The sequence below is a fragment of the Pseudoalteromonas rubra genome (genome assembly GCF_001482385.1).
In the GTDB taxonomy this organism is placed as follows: domain Bacteria; phylum Pseudomonadota; class Gammaproteobacteria; order Enterobacterales; family Alteromonadaceae; genus Pseudoalteromonas; species Pseudoalteromonas ardens.
In genome coordinates, this window is the sequence record NZ_CP013611.1 from 2,589,682 (window position 1) to 2,608,854 (window position 19,173).

Annotated in this window: 16 protein-coding genes; 13 read left to right on the forward strand and 3 right to left on the reverse strand. The window is 49.1% G+C overall.

What is annotated here, in order from left to right:
• Positions 1 to 94: 94 nt before the first annotated feature.
• Positions 95 to 1,297, forward strand: a complete 1,203-nt coding sequence (mtnK, locus tag AT705_RS11415) for an S-methyl-5-thioribose kinase (RefSeq protein ID WP_058796671.1) — start codon at positions 95 to 97, stop codon at positions 1,295 to 1,297.
• Positions 1,298 to 1,351: 54 nt separating this feature from the next.
• On the opposite strand, the gene AT705_RS11420 is transcribed toward mtnK, so the two are convergent.
• The gene (locus tag AT705_RS11420; protein ID WP_058796672.1) at positions 1,352 to 3,115 is read right to left on the reverse strand and encodes a DUF885 domain-containing protein; all 1,764 of its coding nucleotides are present in this window, start codon (positions 3,113 to 3,115) and stop codon (positions 1,352 to 1,354) included.
• Between the two features lie 320 nt (positions 3,116 to 3,435).
• Here AT705_RS11420 and AT705_RS11425 point away from each other — a divergent pair, with 320 nt between their 5' ends.
• The 12 genes from AT705_RS11425 (at position 3,436) to AT705_RS11480 (ending at position 16,014) form a co-directional block, all read left to right on the forward strand.
• Positions 3,436 to 4,443 (forward strand): GGDEF domain-containing protein, encoded by a 1,008-nt coding sequence (locus AT705_RS11425; protein ID WP_058796673.1) that lies wholly within the window; start codon positions 3,436 to 3,438, stop codon positions 4,441 to 4,443.
• A 138-nt stretch (positions 4,444 to 4,581) separates the two neighbouring features.
• Entirely contained in the window at positions 4,582 to 5,337 is a 756-nt protein-coding gene (gene ubiE / locus AT705_RS11430) for a bifunctional demethylmenaquinone methyltransferase/2-methoxy-6-polyprenyl-1,4-benzoquinol methylase UbiE (protein ID WP_049865660.1), read from the forward strand.
• Between the two features lie 23 nt (positions 5,338 to 5,360).
• The gene (locus tag AT705_RS11435) at positions 5,361 to 5,978 is read left to right on the forward strand and encodes a ubiquinone biosynthesis accessory factor UbiJ (RefSeq protein WP_058796674.1); all 618 of its coding nucleotides are present in this window, start codon (positions 5,361 to 5,363) and stop codon (positions 5,976 to 5,978) included.
• Between the two features lie 10 nt (positions 5,979 to 5,988).
• On the forward strand, positions 5,989 to 7,599 hold the full coding sequence (gene ubiB / locus AT705_RS11440; protein WP_058796675.1) for a ubiquinone biosynthesis regulatory protein kinase UbiB: 1,611 nt from the start codon (positions 5,989 to 5,991) through the stop codon (positions 7,597 to 7,599).
• A 60-nt stretch (positions 7,600 to 7,659) separates the two neighbouring features.
• Positions 7,660 to 7,911 (forward strand): Sec-independent protein translocase subunit TatA, encoded by a 252-nt coding sequence (gene tatA / locus AT705_RS11445; protein ID WP_058796676.1) that lies wholly within the window; start codon positions 7,660 to 7,662, stop codon positions 7,909 to 7,911.
• A gap of 6 nt (positions 7,912 to 7,917) precedes the next feature.
• Positions 7,918 to 8,250: a Sec-independent protein translocase protein TatB gene (gene tatB / locus AT705_RS11450; protein WP_049865663.1), complete on the forward strand. Its 333-nt coding sequence runs from the start codon at positions 7,918 to 7,920 to the stop codon at positions 8,248 to 8,250.
• Positions 8,251 to 8,268: 18 nt separating this feature from the next.
• A complete protein-coding gene (gene tatC / locus AT705_RS11455; RefSeq protein WP_058796677.1) occupies positions 8,269 to 9,015 on the forward strand; it encodes a twin-arginine translocase subunit TatC in 747 nt (248 codons plus the stop codon).
• Entirely contained in the window at positions 9,008 to 9,475 is a 468-nt protein-coding gene (locus AT705_RS11460) for a hypothetical protein (RefSeq protein ID WP_058796678.1), read from the forward strand. The genes tatC and AT705_RS11460 overlap by 8 nt, the downstream gene beginning before the upstream one ends.
• On the forward strand, positions 9,476 to 10,264 hold the full coding sequence (locus tag AT705_RS11465; RefSeq protein WP_058796679.1) for a TatD family hydrolase: 789 nt from the start codon (positions 9,476 to 9,478) through the stop codon (positions 10,262 to 10,264).
• Positions 10,264 to 12,105 (forward strand): sensor domain-containing diguanylate cyclase, encoded by a 1,842-nt coding sequence (locus tag AT705_RS11470; protein WP_058796680.1) that lies wholly within the window; start codon positions 10,264 to 10,266, stop codon positions 12,103 to 12,105. The genes AT705_RS11465 and AT705_RS11470 overlap by 1 nt, the downstream gene beginning before the upstream one ends.
• Position 12,106: 1 nt before the next feature.
• Positions 12,107 to 13,117 carry a porphobilinogen synthase gene (gene hemB, locus AT705_RS11475; protein WP_058796681.1) on the forward strand — a complete coding sequence of 337 codons (1,011 nt, stop codon included), beginning with the start codon at positions 12,107 to 12,109 and terminating at the stop codon, positions 13,115 to 13,117.
• A 140-nt stretch (positions 13,118 to 13,257) separates the two neighbouring features.
• Positions 13,258 to 16,014 (forward strand): ExeM/NucH family extracellular endonuclease, encoded by a 2,757-nt coding sequence (locus tag AT705_RS11480; protein ID WP_058796682.1) that lies wholly within the window; start codon positions 13,258 to 13,260, stop codon positions 16,012 to 16,014.
• 137 nt (positions 16,015 to 16,151) lie between these two features.
• Here the strand turns inward: AT705_RS11480 and AT705_RS11485 are convergent, their stop codons facing one another.
• Entirely contained in the window at positions 16,152 to 16,574 is a 423-nt protein-coding gene (locus tag AT705_RS11485) for a hypothetical protein (protein ID WP_058796683.1), read from the reverse strand.
• A gap of 270 nt (positions 16,575 to 16,844) precedes the next feature.
• Positions 16,845 to 18,932: an elongation factor G gene (fusA, locus tag AT705_RS11490; protein WP_049863889.1), complete on the reverse strand. Its 2,088-nt coding sequence runs from the start codon at positions 18,930 to 18,932 to the stop codon at positions 16,845 to 16,847.
• Between the last annotated feature and the right edge of the window lie 241 nt (positions 18,933 to 19,173).

Here is a 19,173-nt window from a genome sequence, read left to right on the forward strand (position 1 = left end):
TTCTATTCTACATCAAGATCTAAAGATGTATAGACTTCTAAACGTTTGCAGGTATAGAATGCTGATCTAATTTTATGCTATCTGGATGATCCGAATGAGTGCTTATCAGGCGTTTGACAATGACAAGGCCATTGAATACATCAATAACCTGGGGGGAATGTTCCCACCAGACGCACAGCTGAACTGCTATGAGTTTGGCGATGGCAACCTGAACCTGGTTTTTCGGGTCACAGATCAACACAACCACAGCGTGATCCTTAAGCAGGCGTTACCCTACGCGCGCTGTGTAGGAGAAAGCTGGCCATTGACACTTGATCGGGCCCGCATCGAAGCCAGCGCCTTACGTCGCCATGGCGAGGTTTGTCCGACTCATACCGTGAGGGTACTGCATCACAACAGTGAGCAGGCAGTGACGATACTCGAAGACCTGGGCCATCTGAATATCTTACGCAGTGAACTCAGCGCCGGGCGTACTTTTGCTAACCTGGGTCGGGATGTGGCTCACTACCTGGCCACAACCAGCTTTTATCACAGCGATTTCTATCTCACGCCTGCAAACAAAAAAGCCCTGATCCAGTCTTTTACCAACCCGGAACTGTGTGCCATCACTGAAGAGTTGTTCTTTGACGACCCCTATCAGGATACCGAGCGTAACCACTATCCGGATGCGCTGCGCAAAGAGGTCGATAAGCTGCGCCATAATACAGGGTTAAAACTGGCCATTGCCCAGCTCAAGCAGCGCTTTTTGTCTTCACCACAAGCGTTACTGCATGGTGATGCACACAGTGGTAGCCTGTTTGTCGATGACACAACCACCAAATTTATCGATCCGGAATTCGCCTTTTTTGGTCCCATTGGTTTCGATCTGGGCTCTTTTATTGGCAATTTGCTACTCAACTTCTGTGCTCAGCATGGCCGTATTAGTGAAGCATCAAAACGTCGTGATATGCATACCTACTTACTGCGCACCATAGATATCTGCCTGAGTGAATTTGACTATCAATGGCAAACGCTGTGCGAACAACATGGCACAGACAGCACGTTGCAGGCACCAGGCTACGTCGCATTGTTTTTGCGTGACGTATTACAAGACGCCATTGGGTATTGTGGCAGTGAGATGATCCGCCGCACCATCGGGCTTGCCCATGTCAGCGATTTGGATGAGATTGAAGATGAACAGGCACGCCTACGTGCGCAGCGCCTGGCACTGGAGGTCGGTGAACAACTGATCTTGAACGCCCGCAGCTGTCACAACAAAGACGCTTGCTATCAGTTGATCATCAGCGTCTTACAGTAAAACCTTCGAACGAGGATCAACTCAGGCCAAGCGCAGAGTTGATCCATTCGTTTGTTACAGTGCCTGGCTGGTGTTTTGCACAGACGCAATATAGTTGTCGATCTGTGTTTCCAGAACATTTAACGGTACAGAACCATGACGCAGGATCTGATGGTGGAATTCACGAATATCAAAAGCATCCCCTAACGCCGCCTCGGTTTTCGCACGCAAACGTTTAATGGTCAGCTCACCCACCTTGTATGACAGTGCCTGACCTGGCCAGGATATGTAGCGGTCCGTTTCTGTCTTCACATTGTGCAGCGATAAAGCCGTATTATCACGCATAAAGTGCATCGCACGCTCCCGGCTCCAGCCAAACATATGCATTCCGGTATCCACAACCAGTCGGGCTGCCCGCCACATTTCGTAGGTCAGGCGACCAAAATTACTGTACGGATCCTGATAAAAGCCAGCTTCCAGACCCAGATATTCAGCATACAAACCCCAGCCCTCACCAAACGCAGAAATATAAGAATCGCGACGATAATCAGGTAAGTAATCCAATTCCCGGTTCAACGAGATTTGCAGATGGTGTCCCGGCACGGCTTCGTGCAGGGTCAGGGCCTCAAGCACATATAAAGGGCGCTTGTCTAAGGCATAGGTATTGACCCAGTAGTAACCCGCTTCTGTGTCCTTGTTTGCGCCCGCATACCGCCCAGTGGTGTATTTAGGAGCAATGGCATCCGGTACCGGCGCAACCCCATAAGGGCGGCGCGGCAGTGTATGGAACAGCTTAGGCAGCTGTGCGTCCATTTTTTTCGCAATATAAGCGGCTTCTTTCAATAACTCTTCTGCACTACTGGCATAAAATTGCGGATCAGTTCTCAAAAATTGTACAAACTCAGCAAAGCTACCTTCAAATTCAGTTTGCTTAATGACCTCCATCATCTCGCTCTTGATCCTGGCAACCTCTTTCAGGCCCAGCTCATGGATCTCTTTCGGAGTCATTTCGGTGGTGGTGAAGTGCGCCGTACGGTTGCGGTAAAATTCAACTCCATTCGGGGTGCTGGAAATACCAATGTCATTACGGGCACCGGGGCGATACTGCTCGACGAAAAACGTCAGATAGTCACGATACGCCGGGATCACCTGCTCTGCCAGTACCGCTTTTGCTCGTGTCTGGATAGCTGCAAACTCAGACGCAGGCAAATTATGCTGATTCTTTGCAAAAGGCTTGAAAAACTGCGACTGCGTCACATCATCGACAATAAATGCCGTGATAGACTCTTCATAGCCTGCCAGCACTGCCTTTGGCTGGGTTAGCCCAATGGCCAAGCCTTCACGCATCCAGGCCATATTTTGCGCAAAATAACGCGGTACCTGAGCGAGTTTTTGCAGATACAGGTCATAACCCGCAGGCGTGCTCAGGTCCACACCACTGAATAGCCAGGGAAGACTGCTATGAAAACCGCTTTCCGACTTAAGCGGCATATAATGGGCTTTGAAGCGGTAGCGGTCGACCTGATCCTGGATCTGGGCACGCAAAATAGTCAAGTTAATACGATTCTCTTCACTCAATTTTGCTTTATCCAGCGCGTCTAAACGTTGTAAGAACGCTACGCGCTCTGCATTTTTCGCGGCCAGATTTTCTGCACTTAGGTCCGGTAAATGGGCTTGCATGCGCGTCTCATTGTCGCCGCGAAAGGTCATCACCTGCTGTACCACAGTGGTGAATTGCTGATCAGCACTGACTTGAGTCAGTTCGCATCCTGCCAGACCCAGGGCCAGCGTCACTGCGCACAAAGAGCGGGATAAAGTCGTTTTAAGTGAAGTGCTCACGAGGGAGTTCCTTTAACAATATTGTGAAATTTGCGCAACACATAAACACGCTCGAGATGGGCTTGCAACTTAAAACGACCAGTGGCTGCTCTGAGCCATCAACGTCTCTGCAAAGCCCCTTCAAGAAGGCACGGAAAAAGTGATTACTAATTCAACAACCCCCATAAAAAGCAATAAATTTTTCTCATTCCGCGGATTTTTGCTTTTCAAAACTCAACTGAGCGATTAATGTAGCCGCAGCGAAGCTAGGTATCTCATAGGGACCGTTTCGAGTATTTCTGCCAGGTATTTAACAGCAACTGATTATTGTGGTAAGTAAAATGATGTTCCATGATCCCATGGCAATAGCACAAGAAAAAATGACCAAAGTTTGTCAGTTTCTGGAGCAGAATCAGCTACCGCCTACGCCCTTAAATTATCACATTGGCTATGTCTATATCAGCCAGACCCATCGCGAGCTCAATGAGCAGCTGGATCGTGATATCCGAAACCGCACCAACATCGACAGTATTTACATTGAGCAGCTCTACTACGAGCATCTGCAAAAAGAGCATCAGACCGAAGCAACGCTCATCCAGCAAGTTGGCGGCATGATCGATCACCTCAGTGACTCAGCGCAGCAATCTCAGCAAAGCCTGATTGGTTTTGCCAAACAGATCAGCCACTGTATCCACAACCTTGATGAACATAATGTCGTCAAAACGCGGGCAGCATTAGATGACTTTAGTGCCCACACAGAGCAACTGCTCAAACAGCATCAGCAGTTTAAAAACGCCCTGCGTAAAGCCCGAGAGCTACACGAAAAACAGCAACAACAACTACTTACACTGCGCAAACAGCGCATTTTAGACCCTCAAACGGGCTTGTATAAACGCCACTACTTGGGCCATAAAACCCAGCTATGGCTGACCCAGGATAAGTCCGTGTTTGCCATTTCTGTGTTAATCGAAAATCTCGATGATTTCAGCCAGGGGTTTGGCGAGCTGATCGGCGAAACCGTATTACAGCGGGTCGCCAAAAGGATCAAAAAATACGTGCTTCACAGCGGCCTGCCAGGACGCACAGGCAGACAAGAGTTTACCATTGTGCTGGCAGACTGCGACGCCGATACGGCCCAGGTTATCGCGCAAAAAATTCGTCGTGGCGTGAGTCGCCTGAAATTTGTCAGTGCCAAAGGCGACGTCTCGTTTCCCGATATTGATTTGGCCATTGGCATTGCACAGCATCAACCTGAGCACGATTTCAACACCCTCGCCCAGCGTGCCGCCTATGCTGCCAAAAAAGCTCAGTCGCTCGGCCAGCACTACTATGTGTCTGCCGCCACTTAACCTTCCCTCAACTCAGCCGACATACCGCATCAGTGCTGCGGCCTGTTGATTAATCTGCTTAAATTGCTGACACCGATTGCGCTCACTGAGTGCTATCAAGTACACTATTGACACCCAGATCCGGCACAAATAACACACATGAAAGAAGCAAACCGCGACACCACACACTTTGGCTATCAAACAGTAGCAACACAGGAAAAGGCCTCTATGGTGGCCGACGTTTTCCACTCCGTGGCTGCAAAATATGATGTGATGAATGACCTGATGTCATTCGGGATCCATCGCCTATGGAAACGGCAGACTATTGCGTGCTCTGGTGTCCGACAAGGCCACAAAGTTCTGGATCTGGCCGGGGGTACCGGTGATCTGACTGCCAAATTCAGTGAATTGGTCGGTGAAACAGGTCAGGTGATCCTGGGCGACATCAACGACTCAATGCTACGCGTTGGTCGCGATAAACTGCGCGACTTGGGCCGGGTCGGGAATATCGAATATGTGCAAATGAATGCCGAAGCACTGCCCTTCCCGGACAATAGCCTGGATGTGATCACCATCGCTTTCGGACTGCGCAACGTCACGGACAAAGACAAGGCACTGCGTTCCATGTACCGAGTGTTGAAGCCGGGCGGCCGTCTGTTGGTGCTGGAGTTCTCAAAAACAGACAACGAAGCATTGTCGAAGCTATACGATTTCTACTCATTCAATATTCTGCCAACTATGGGGAAATTGGTTGCCAATGACAGCGAATCCTATCGCTACCTGGCAGAGTCTATCCGTATGCACCCGGACCAGGAAACACTGAAGACAATGATGGAAGAAGCAGGCTTTGAACAAGCGAGCTACCAGAACCTGACGGGCGGTATTGTGGCGCTTCATCGAGGCTTTAAATTTTAATTTCGAAGAAGCAAGGAACCTGTATGTGGATCACGCTGCTCACCGCAGTTGCCGAAAGCGCATTGGATCAGCTGCTGGATAAAGAACCTGCTGTGGCAATACGGCTGGCCCCCACACAGCACAAAACGCTGGCGATCACCTTAACGGATCTCGGCCTGTGCTGTGCCCTGCACTATGTGGGTGAACAGCAAGGTAAACCGCACTGTTTTGTCTATGGTCACTACCAGGACAAGGCCGACTGCCACATTACAACCACCTTATCGACTTTGGGTGAAATTTCGGACCCCAGCCAGCTGACGCGCCTCATCCGTGAGGAAAAGCTGGATCTCGAAGGCGACTTACAATTGGCACAAAGTTACAGTAAAGCGTTTTCCGGCCTCAGGATCGACTGGGCAGAGCACCTTTCGCGTCACCTTGGCGATGCCCCGGCGCAACTGTTGGTCCAACGCTGCAAGACAGCCACACAACGCGGCGGTAGTCACCTCAAAACCCTACAACGGACCTTTACACAGTTGTGTCAGGACGAACTGAAAGTCGCCGTTCACCCACTGGAAGTCCGCCAATTTAAATCCCATACGCGACAGCTAGCTCAACACCTGGCGGCACTGGAACAACGTATCAACGCGTTAAGCGAATTATAAGGAGCTGGGTTTGTCCATCGCTCGTCTGTATCAAATCGGTAAAACTTTTCTTAATTATGGCCTGGACGACCTGCTTCCGAGGCACAAGCAACCCTGGTATGCCCGGGCGATTAGACGTAGTTTATTCTGGCTACCCAATCGACACAGCGACAAACCCGTCGGTGCGCGTCTCAGGCTGGCACTACAAACTTTGGGGCCGGTATGGGTTAAGTTTGGCCAGATGCTGTCCACACGCCGTGACTTGCTGCCACCGGACATTGCTGAAGAACTCGCCCTGCTGCAGGACAAAGTTGCCCCCTTTCCTGGCGATCAGGCACAGGCACTGATCGAAAGTGCCCTGGGCCTCGACAGTATCCACGATGGTTTTGTCGAATTTGAACAAACCCCACTGGCCTCGGCTTCCATCGCGCAGGTGCATTGCGCCAAACTGGTGATTGAGGAAGAGTTAAGAGAAGTGGTGGTCAAAGTGATCCGCCCGAATATTGAAAAACAAATCCTCGCAGACCTGTCTTTGATGGAGCGTTTTGCTCACCTGCTGGCCAGCCTTATCAGTGCCGGTCGCCGTCTGCGTCCGGTCGAAGTAGTCAGGGAATACCGCAAAACTCTGCTCGATGAGCTCGACCTGATGCGTGAAGCCGCCAATGCCATTCAGCTCAGACGTAACTTTGAAGGCTCGGCTTCGCTTTACATTCCAGAAGTGTACAGCGATTATTCAAGACGCAATGTACTGGTGATGGAACGCATTTACGGTATCCCCGTATCGGATACCGAAGCACTGCTGGCCCAGGGCACCAATATGAAGGTGCTGGCTGAGCGCGGTGTCGAAGTGTTTTTTACCCAGGTTTTCCGTGACAGCTTTTTCCATGCCGACATGCACCCGGGTAACATCTTTGTGTCACGCGAAGATCCGCATAACCCGAAATATATCGGCATTGATTGCGGCATTGTGGGCACCTTAAATCGTGAAGATAAACGCTATCTGGCCGAGAACTTCATTGCCTTCTTCAACCGCGATTATCGTCAGGTTGCACAGTTGCACGTCGACTCAGGATGGGTACCGCCCGACACCTGTGTGGAAGAATTCGAGTTTGCCATTCGCACGGTGTGCGAGCCGATCTTTAACAAGCCTCTGGCCGAAATTTCGTTCGGACATGTACTGGTTAATTTGTTCAACACCGCTCGGCGCTTTAATATGGAAGTGCAGCCCCAACTCGTACTGCTGCAGAAAACCCTCTTGTACGTTGAGGGTCTGGGCCGCCAGCTCTATCCACAACTGGATTTATGGAAAACAGCTAAACCCTTTTTAGAAAAGTGGGTGCAGGATCAGGTGGGCCCGCTGGCAGTGGCCAAAAAGCTCTACACCAATTTGCCTTTTTGGGCTGAAAAAATGCCTGAGTTGCCCGATCTTATCTATCAGAACCTAAAGCGTAGCCAGCGCCAAAGTGCACCCATTGTGCAACAAAGACACACAGACACCCGTGCATTGTTACTCGGCATTGCCGCGGCAGCGCTCACCATTGTGGCTGGTTTGTGCTTTATTGACGAGCGTCAGCTCGCAAGTGGTCTCTGTGCCACACTGGCAATTGCAATATTTATTAAAGCATGGCGTAAAACAGGGTGATATTTTACACACTCGGCGTATAATCTTTCTTAATTCAATAACACATTAAATGGAGTAGACATGGGTTTTGGTGGTATCAGTATTTGGCAGTTGCTTATCATTCTGGCCATTATCGTGCTTTTATTTGGGACGAAAAAACTACGTGGCATTGGTAGTGACTTAGGCAATGCGGTAAAAGGCTTTAAAAATGCAGTGTCTGAAGACGAAGAAGAAAAAAAGTCCGAAAAAGCGGATAGCAAAGAACAGCTGACCGATCAGGCTGCACAGGCTAAAACGACCAGCGAAAAAGAAAAAGAAAAAGACAAGGTGTGATCTGACATGGGGATGTGGGAACTCGTCGTGGTGCTGATTGTTGGCCTGGTTGTACTCGGGCCAGAACGCCTGCCTGTTGCGATCAGAACGGTCAGCCGCTGGATCAACACGGTCAAATCTGTTGCCAATTCCGTCAAGGCGGAAGTAAGCGAAGAGCTGAGAGTACACGAGTTGCATAGCAACCTGAAAAAAGCCGAAGAGCAGGGCCTGGACAATATTTCCCCAGGCCTCAAACAATCGGTTGAGGAGTTGCAGCGAGCGGCAGAATCAGTGCGCCACAGCTACAGCAAGTCTCCAGATCCGTCGAAAAACGACAAAGATCCGTCCTCTCAAAACTAACCGTTTACGAGTTTTTGCATGTCAGATATGACAAACAGTGGCTTTATTGGCCACCTTATTGAGCTTAGAAACCGTCTAATTAAGGCTTTACTGAGCATCCTGATCATCTTTATTTCTTTGGTTTATTTTGCCAACGATATATATGCGTTTGTGGCAGCCCCACTGGTTGAGAGCCTACCCGCAAACAGCACTATGATAGCCACAGATGTCACGGCCCCTTTCTTTGCGCCCTTTAAACTAACCCTGTTTGTGTCGCTGTTTTTGGCAGTACCTATGATACTGCATCAAATCTGGGGGTTTCTGGCACCAGGCCTGTACCAGCATGAAAAACGTATGCTGATGCCCATTCTGCTGTCCAGTATCCTGCTGTTTTACGCCGGTATTGCATTTTGTTATTTTGTCGTGATGCCCATTATTCTCGGCTTCTTTACCGCCGTGGGTCCCGACATGATGACACTCTCTCCGGATATCAGCAGCTATCTTGGCTTCATTTTAAAGCTGTTCTTTGCGTTCGGCGTCGCATTTGAAATACCCGTGGCCATTATGCTGTTGTGCTGGAGTGGCGTCACAACCACGCAAAGCCTGGCACAAAAACGACCCTATATCATAGTCGGTGTATTTGTCGTCGCAATGTTTTTAACGCCTCCAGATGTGTTATCGCAAACGCTACTCGCCGTACCTATGGCGCTCCTGTTTGAATTAGGATTGCTGTTAGCCAGACTGTACAGCAAGAAGCCCATCGCTGAGGAAGAAAGCCATGAATAACATCACCTTGTTGCTGAGTGGTGCAGTGGTATTTACCAGTGTACTTGGCATACAGCCAGCTCAGGCTAAAGGCAAACTGCCGCATAAATTACAAAAGTGTAGCCAGCTGCAATCCGACGACAAGCGCTTAGCTTGTTACGATCGACTGGCCGCAGACTTTGCCAGTAAGTCACATCCGGTTCGTTCTCAGCCACCCGCAGCGGATACCAAGTCGTTTGGCCTGGAACACAAACAGGACAGCGAGCAGGTCATCAGCGCAACCGTATTAGAACTGAGCAAATCCGCCAATGGATTACGCCGGTTTACGCTCGATAACCAGCAACGCTGGCAACAGATTGGCACACAAGCCTTCTTCGCGAAAGAAGGGGACACAGTGACCATTCGTCGTGGCTCTTTCAATTCTTTCATCATGCAAAAAGAAGGCTCTAACCGCTCGGTAAAAGTGAGAAGGGTAAATTAAATGGCGACCTTTATTGACGCTGGCGTCAACCTGACCAGTACGCAATTTGATACCGATCGCGCAGCCATCCTGACCCGTGCGGCCGACCAGGGCGTGGCATCTATGTTGTTGATTGGATGTGACCTACTCACCAGTGAACAAAGTCTCGCGCTGGCACAAGAATACAATCTGTATGCAACTGCTGGTGTGCACCCTCATGACGCCAAAGATGTGCCGGACGATTTCATCGCCCAATTGCGCCACCTGGCTGCACAAGATCACGTGGTTGCGATTGGCGAGTGCGGACTCGACTTCAATCGTGACTACTCACCGCGCCCGGTGCAGCAGCTGATCTGCGGTGTGCAACTAGAGCTGGCTCAGACACTCGACATCCCGGTGTATCTGCATGAACGCGAGGCATTTGATACGCTCAGTGGCATGCTGGACGAATTTTCCCTGCGCGGTGTACTACATTGCTTTACTGGTGATAAGCACGCTTTACGCCATTACCTGGATTATGGCCTGATGATAGGCCTGACTGGCTGGCTGTGCGATGAGCGCCGGGGTGAAACCTTACGGGAGCTAGTGCGTTATATTCCGGATGATCGGATCCTGCTGGAAACAGATGCGCCCTTCTTACTTCCCAGAACACTCAAACCAAAACCTAAATCCCGTCGTAATGAGCCGGCTTACCTGCCAGAGATTGCACATCATGTAGCTACGCTCAAAGACATCCCCCTGGCACAACTGGCCCGGCAAACCACGGAAAATTTCAACACCTTGTTCCAGATATCAGGGAACAATGCGTGATGTTGTGGCGCTGGCTGCTCCTTCTGCTGTGGTTATCCGGTGCTGTTCAGGCACTAGAAGTGTCTGCTGAATTTAAGCAACACCAGGCACTGCCCTATCAGTATACTTTCAGCCAGGCCGACACCATTCAGACATTACTGGCCAGTGATCCACACTGGCAATCAGGCCAGCGCCAGCCGCTAAAGCCGCCCGCAAATACCCAAGCCTGGATCCGCGTGTCTTTACACAACCCGGGACCCATTGAGGTGCCGCTACTTTTGAGCATAGATAACAACTTACTGGATAAAATCACCGCCTACATCCGCCACGACGATGCCTCTTTTCTGACTCTGGCATTGGGTGACGCGCTGCCACTGATGCAGCGCCCCATTAAGCATGAAGCTCAGCTCATTCCACTCGAACTGTCGGCACAGAGCCACAATCAGGTCTATTTACAACTGAGCCATCATGGTACGCTGAATATCCCACTGAGCCTCTGGCATCCGATAGAATACCTCAAGTACAAGAGCAAGTTTAATCTGGTCTATGGGATTCTGGCCGGGTTTATACTGGCCATGATCGCGATTAACTTTACCCTGTATAGTTTTACTCGTCGGCGTTATTTTTTACATGGCACACTTATTATCGGCCTCTTCTGGTTACTCATAGTGCACTTATACGGGTTTGGTTACCGTTACCTGTATGGTTCAAGTGTTTGGTTGCAGCAATATGGCCAAAGCCTGCTGGTAATGTTCTCCACTCTGGCCCTGATCCCCATTCAGCGCAGCAAAGCCCTGCCTAACCTGCTGCCAATAAAACATGACCGCAAGCTCACACATCTGCTGGTACTGGGCCTGATCTTAACCTTACTGAGCCAGCTCCTGCCACTGACACAAGCTACCTTTGCAGCCTATGGCATGGCACTCACCCTGGTTTTAGGGTACATCGTCTGCACCCTGCGCAGCCGTTATCGGCGCACGACCAAAATCACCGCCCTACTGCTCTACCTCATTTTGTTGATCACCCTAAGCTACCAGTTTGGCTTTGAGTTGGGCCTATTTGGTGGCGCTCAGCTCGACCGCCCGGTGACTTATATCTGCTACTTGATCCTGAGCCTCTATATTAGCTTTGTACTGACCAGACAGTTCATACTTGAACGGGAAAAACACATCAAAACACAGCAGCACAAGCTTGCTCGTACTCAGGCGGAAGACGCTTTGCTCAAAGAAAAACTCAAGCTGCAGGAACAGGCACAAGAAGAGCTGGAAAACAGCATTGATGAACGCACCTTTGAACTTCAGGTGACGCTCAGGGAGCTGGAAGAGAAAAACTATGAGCTGGAAAAGCTCAACATGGAAGACCCCATGACCAAAGTGAAGAACCGTCGTTACTTTGATAAGCGTCTGATGATGGAAGTTCGCCGCTCACGCCGGGAACAAACGACACTGAGTCTGGTCATTTTGGATATTGATTTCTTCAAAAAAGTAAATGATAACTACGGTCATCTCGCCGGAGATCACACCATTTGTGCCTTCGCACGGCTGATAGAGAAACACCTGAAACGACCCCATGATGAAGTATTTCGCTATGGCGGCGAAGAATTTGTGATCCTGCTGCCTAACACCTCGCAGGAGGGCGCGCTGGAGCTGGCCGAGCAGATCCGCCTGGCGACTGAAGCCAATGAGCTGAAAGTTGCCGGTCACCATATTAAATTTACCACCAGTGCAGGGGTTTACAGTGCCATCGCACAGAACACCAACAACCCCACACTATTTACCGATTTGGCTGATAAAGGCCTGTACATGGCCAAACAACAAGGCCGCAATCGGATCTGTATTTACCAACCTAAGCAGGAGACTTAACGTGGCTCAATCAGGACTGGATCTTTTTCCCTATACGCGTATGCGCCGTATGCGCAAAGACGACTTTTCCCGCCGTATGATGTGTGAGAACACGCTCACGGTAAACGATCTGATCTATCCGGTGTTTGTTCTGGAAGGCAAAAACCGCAAAGAAGCAATCCCTTCTATGCCCGGTATTGAACGCCTGTCAATCGACCTTCTAGTAGAAGAAGCCAAAGAACTGGTGGCACTGGGTGTACCTGCTATTGCCATTTTTCCGGTTACCCCAGGAGACAAAAAATCCTTACATGCGCAAGAAGCTTACAACCCGGAAGGGCTGGCACAACGTACTGTACGCGCGCTTAAGAGCGAGTGTCCGGAGCTGGGTGTGATCACCGATGTGGCATTGGACCCATTCACTACACATGGTCAGGACGGCATCATAGACGAAGCAGGTTACGTGATAAACGATATCACCACTGAGGTACTGGTCAAACAGGCGCTGTCTCATGCTGAAGCTGGCGCTGATATTGTCGCCCCCTCAGATATGATGGATGGCCGTATTGGTGCTATTCGTGATGCCCTTGAGGAAGCCGGGCACATTCATACCCGCATCATGGCCTATTCTGCCAAGTATGCATCCAGCTATTACGGACCATTCCGTGACGCAGTCGGCTCAGCAGGCAACCTTAAAGGGGCTGATAAGAAGACCTATCAGATGGATCCGGCTAACTCAGATGAAGCGTTACGTGAAGTCGCATTAGACCTTCAGGAAGGCGCGGATATGGTGATGGTTAAACCAGGTATGCCATACCTCGATGTGGTACGCAGAGTGAAAGACGAATTCGGTGTGCCCACCTTTGCCTATCAGGTGAGTGGCGAATATGCCATGCACAAAGCAGCGATAGACAACGGCTGGCTGGCAGAAAAACCCACCATTATGGAGTCATTACTCGCTTTTAAACGTGCCGGCGCCGATGGCATTTTGACCTACTTTGCAAAGCAAGCCGCTATCTGGTTGAATGATAAATAAATAATAGGTAATTATTAAAAAAGGAGCAATAAATTGCTCCTTTTTTGCATTTTTACGATTAACATTGTGTCATTTTTGTGTAACATACCCCCCGTAAGCTTATGTACCCATTTGGGTTTAAACTACACACGGGAAAAACCATGATAAAAACAAAATTCACTCCACTGGCACTCCTTGTGGCCGCAGCAACTGCCCCTGTGCAGGCTCAGGTCATCATGTCAGAGTACATTGAAGGTAGCTCGAACAATAAAGCAGTAGAGCTTTTCAATACTTCAGAAAACGCAATATCACTGGATGGATATACGCTCAGCTATTATTCAAATGGCAACACAGATCCATCAAATACCATTGAGCTCAGCGGTGAAATCGCTGCAGGTGGTACTTATGTCATTGCAAACAGTAGCGCCGTTGATGCAGTACTAAGTGCTGCACAGCTAACAACAGGTGGCAGCTGGTACAATGGCGACGACGCTATTGTATTACGTAACGGTGATACAGTGTTGGACAGCTTTGGCCAGGTCGGTGTTGATCCAGGCAGCAACTGGGAAGGCAATGGAGTTGTCACTAAAGACAAAACACTGCGCCGCAACATCGACATTACAACCGGTCGTACAACATTTGACGCGACCTTTGATCCGAGCGCTGAATGGACCCAATTCGATAAAGATGATTTTTCAGGCCTGGGAAGTCACGGCACTGACACAGGCGGTGGCGATGACGGCGGTGATGGCGATGACGGTGGTGATGACACACCAGCACCATTAGTGTGTGGAGATGCCGCCACCGCGATTAATGCTATTCAGGGTAATGCAGACGAAAGCCCGCTAAAAGATCAGGTTGTGACCATTGAAGCCGTTGTAACTGCTGACCTTCAGGAAGACAACCAACTTAAAGGTTTCTTTGTTCAGTCACTGGCCAATGACATGGACGACGACAGCATGACCTCAGAAGGTCTGTTTGTATACTACAAAGACGTCGACGTTAACGTTGGTGATCAGGTACGTATTCAGGGCACCGTTCAAGAATTTTACAATGCCACTCAGCTGGGTAATGTCACTCAACTGGCAATCTGTGGCAGCGCAGAAGTTCAGGCGCAGATGCTGACACTACCTGTCTCTGAAGTCAGCGACCTGGAAGCCGTAGAGGGCATGCTCGTTCGCCTGTCTAACAACATGGTCGTCACTGACACATATAACTTAGGCCGTTACGGCGAAGTCGGCCTAGCAACTGAGCGCCTGTATCAAGGCACACAGGTCGCGCTACCCGGTGAAGCTGCTAATACATACGAAGCAGAGAACGCGAAAAAATACCTGCAAATGGATGATGGTTCAACCGTCCAATACCCGGCAACAGTGCCATACCCAAGTACGACACTTGATGCCTACAATACCGTTCGGTTAGGTGACACGGTAAGCAACCTGGAAGGTGTGATTACCTATAGCTTTAGTAAGTATCGACTGCACCCAACTCAGGCCCCGGCATTCATCAACAGTAATGAACGTACAGAACAGCCTGAGTTAAAAGGCGAAGGTGACCTGCGTATTGCCAGCTTTAACGTACTGAACTACTTCAATGGTGATGGTCAGGGTGCAGGTTTCCCAACAGAGCGCGGCGCAAAAACAGCTGAAGAGTTCGCGCGCCAGGAAGACAAACTGGTATCTGCAATTACAGCTCTGGATGCAGACGTAATCGGCCTGATGGAAATTGAGAATGACGGCTATGGTGAGCACAGTGCTATTGCATCACTCGTCGCAGCTGTAAACGCCGAGTCGGCTAATACCTATGCATACGTGGACTTCAAAGCACCAAAAGTGGGTGGCGATGTTATCGTAACAGGTATCATGTATCGCACTGATACAGTTGAAGAAGCGGGTGAGGCAGCCTTTACTACTGAAGCGCCATTTGATTACTATAACCGCCCTCCAATTGCGCAAAGCTTCCGCAAGCTAGACAATCACGAAGAGTTCACTGTTGCCGTCACTCACCTTAAATCAAAAGGCTGCCGCAGCTCTAAAGACGACAATGCAGATCTGGGCGATGGCCAAGCCTGTTGGAATGCCGTTCGTACTCAAGGTGCCAATGCGTTCGCCGACTGGCTAGCAACCAACCCAACCGGTAACGACGATGCAGACGTTATTCTGGTCGGTGATATGAATGCCTATGCAATGGAAGATCCAATGCGCGCGCTTGAAGCCAAAGGCCTGAGCAATGTTATGACGCACCTGGATGGCAATACAGTTAGCTACTCTTATAACTTCTCAGGTCGTATGGGTAGCCTGGATCACGCAGTGGCTTCTGCGTCACTGTTGGCTAAAGTCACCGATGCCACAGACTGGCACATCAACGCCGATGAACCACGATTACTGGACTACAATCTCTATCAGGATTACGACAGGAAGTACGCCAAACCAGAAGGACTGTATGCCGACCACGCCTACCGTGCCTCTGACCACGATCCTGTGATTGTGGAGATTAAAACAGAAGCGGCGGAGCCGCCAGTTGATCCACGTCCTGTGATTGAAGCAGGTCAAAGCTTTGATGTCGCAGAAAACACCCCGATCAACACTGCGATTGGCATGCTTAAATTCTCCGATGCCGATGCAGACGAGACGCCGGTTGAACGTTTTATTGTGACTGGTACAAGCGCCATTTCAGTCAATGAGGTTGGCCAAATTGTGGTTGCCGGCGAGCTGGATTATGAATTCGATAACCGCATCGAGTTCATGGTACAGGCACAAGACAGTGCAGGTAACCTGTCAGAGCAAGTACAGGTTGTCGTTAACGTTATCGATGTCAAACAAGGTGATGACAATGACGATGATGATGACTCAGGCAGCCTGGGCTGGCTAGCCCTGTTTGCTGCACCAATGGCCTTGCTACGTCGCCGTACCAAGTAAGGTGCTGAGGTGATGGCCTGAGCATGCAACCTTGCTTAGGCCACACAGGCTAAAAAGAAGATAAAAAAATGCGCCTTACGGCGCATTTTTGTTTGCTCTCAGTTTTTAATCAATTCACTTGGTGAATCAATAGGCAATCAAGTGCTTACTTGATTGCCTTTACCCACTATGGGCACAGACAATACCTGAGCTGCTTTTTGCAATTCTGCATCATCTATGAACCAATAAGGAAAAGATACTCTTCGGTTGTTATGAAGGACAACCTTTAAGCATTGCAATGGACCCAGCTTTTGTAGCTCCAGTGACGCTATTTCGTCTGCGTGCACATATCGTGTTTTCACCCATGTGCGATAACAAATTCCTGCTTTGTCGATATGTACAAAGCGCTTGTCGGTCAGTGTCATCAGCACAATTAAAGCGACACCCGACAATGATACAACCACCAGTGACGATGCTACGCCGTGAAGCGCCACCCAATTCATCATCACATAGCACAGCGAAATACCACACACTGTGGCTAAAATGGCAAACCAGCTGATATCCAAATCTATAGTTCTCATGAGTACCTCCCCACTTTACTCAATCACAAACAGAATCGACTGACTCTGGACCCTAATGATAAAGTTGCAAAGTCCCTAAATCAAGTCCGTTTATATGATTTTTAGCAATAGTTAAGAACACTAACTGGAGAGAAATGCTGGCATGAATTAATTTATACCCCCTCCTCCGGAAAAGAGCTTGCTTATTTTTAAGAGGTAAAACATAACTGAAATAACAAGGGCATTAAAAAAGGCCGCGAATGCGGCCTTTTTCAGAAATCAGTCAACTAATTACTTAGCTGCTTTTTTCTCTTTCTCAGCTGCGATTACTGCGTCAGCAACGTTTGCCGGGCAAGGTGCATAGTGAGAGAATTCCATTGAGAACTGACCACGACCAGACGTGATAGTACGCAGGTGACCGATGTATCCGAACATTTCAGATAGCGGTACTTCACCCTTGATACGTACGCCAGTTGCGCCAGCTTCTTGGTCTTTGATCATACCACGACGACGGTTAAGGTCACCGATTACGTCACCTACGTTGTCTTCTGGTGTGAACACGTCAACCTTCATCACAGGCTCAAGAAGTTGAGGACCCGCTTTAGGGATTGACTGACGGAATGCGCCTTTAGCTGCGATTTCGAAAGCGATAGCTGATGAGTCAACTGCGTGGAAACCACCGTCGAACAGCTCAACTTCAACGTCTAGTACTGGGAAGCCAGCTAGAACACCTTCGTCCATCATCATCTTGAAGCCTTTCTCAACTGCTGGCCAGAATTCCTTAGGAACGTTACCACCAACAACTGAAGATGAGAAAGTGTAGCCAGAGTTAGGCTCACCAGGCTTGATGCGGTAGTCGATCTTACCGAACTGACCAGAACCACCAGACTGTTTCTTGTGCGTGTAGCTATCTTCAACTTCTTGCGTGATAGTTTCACGGTAAGCAACCTGAGGCTGACCAACAACAAGTTCAACACCGTAAGTACGCTTAAGGATGTCAACTTTGATGTCAAGGTGAAGTTCACCCATACCTTTAAGGATGGTTTCGCCTGAATCTTCGTCAGTTTCAACCTGGAATGAAGGATCTTCTGCAACCATCTTACCGATCGCGATACCCATCTTCTCGTTACCACCTTTATCTTTAGGTGCTACCGCGATAGAGATTACCGGCTCAGGGAAGATCATCGCTTCAAGAGTACATTCGTGCTTAGGATCACATAGAGTGTGACCAGTCTGAACGTTCTTCATACCAACAACCGCGATGATGTCACCCGCTTGTGCTTCAGTCAGTTCGTTACGCTCGTCTGCTTGCATCTCAACCATACGGCCGATACGCTCTGTTTTACCAGTTGCAGAGTTAAGTACTGTGTCACCTTTTTTCATGCGACCAGAGTAGATACGGATAAAGGTCAGGGCACCGAAGCGGTCATCCATGATCTTAAACGCAAGCGCTTTAAGCGGCTGCTCAGCATCAACAGTTGCAACTTCACCAGTAGGCTCACCAGTGTCTTTGTCTGTAAGCGGCTGAGGATCAACTTCTGTTGGTGCTGGTAGGTAATCTACAACAGCATCTAGTACTAGTTGCATACCTTTGTTTTTGAATGCAGAACCACAGTAAGTTGGGAAGAACGCAAGATCACGTGTACCTTTACGGATACATGCTTTGATCTGTTCAAGAGAAGGCATTTCACCTTCCATGTACGCTTCCATCAGGTCGTCGTCTTGCTCAACCGCAGTTTCGATCAGCATTTCATGGTATTCTTCAACTTTGTCAACCATGTCTGCTGGTACGTCTTGGATCTCGTAGTTTTCAGGAAGACCAGTCTCATCCCAAACGTACGCTTTCTTCTCAAGTACGTCTACAACACCACAGAACTCGTCTTCGATACCGATAGGCAGCGTCATAACAAGTGGGTTAGCAGCAAGTACGTTCTGAACCTGATCTACTACGCGGTAGAAATCAGCACCCATACGGTCAAGCTTGTTTACGAAGATACAACGTGCAACTTCTGATTCGTTCGCGTAACGCCAGTTAGTTTCTGACTGAGGCTCAACACCGCCAGATCCACAGAATACACCGATACCACCGTCAAGTACTTTCAGTGAACGATATACTTCAACTGTGAAGTCAACGTGTCCAGGAGTGTCGATAACGTTTAAGCGGTGGCCTTTCCACTCACAAGTTACCGCAGCTGACTGGATTGTAATACCACGCTCAGCTTCCTGCTCCATGAAGTCAGTTGTAGACTCACCGTCGTGTACTTCACCGGTTTTATGAATTTTACCAGTAAGCTTTAGTATACGCTCAGTGGTGGTAGTTTTACCCGCATCAACGTGCGCGAAAATACCAATGTTTCTGTACTTTGATAAATCTGCCATTGTTTTGCTCTATTTAAAGTAGAAAAATTATTCGGCCGGAGTATATCACCTCTTTAGGCGAACATCATCCTTCAAGTCGTCTAAAATGCAATCAATTTGAGAAAAAAGTGGTTTCTACTGGAATGTATTTTGCTTATATGGCTTTTATGCGTTCGAAAACGCCGTCAGATAAAGGCTGTCCCCATTTTGTCTAATAACCAAAGTGTGATGAACGAGCCTAATCAGCGGCCATTTTAATCGC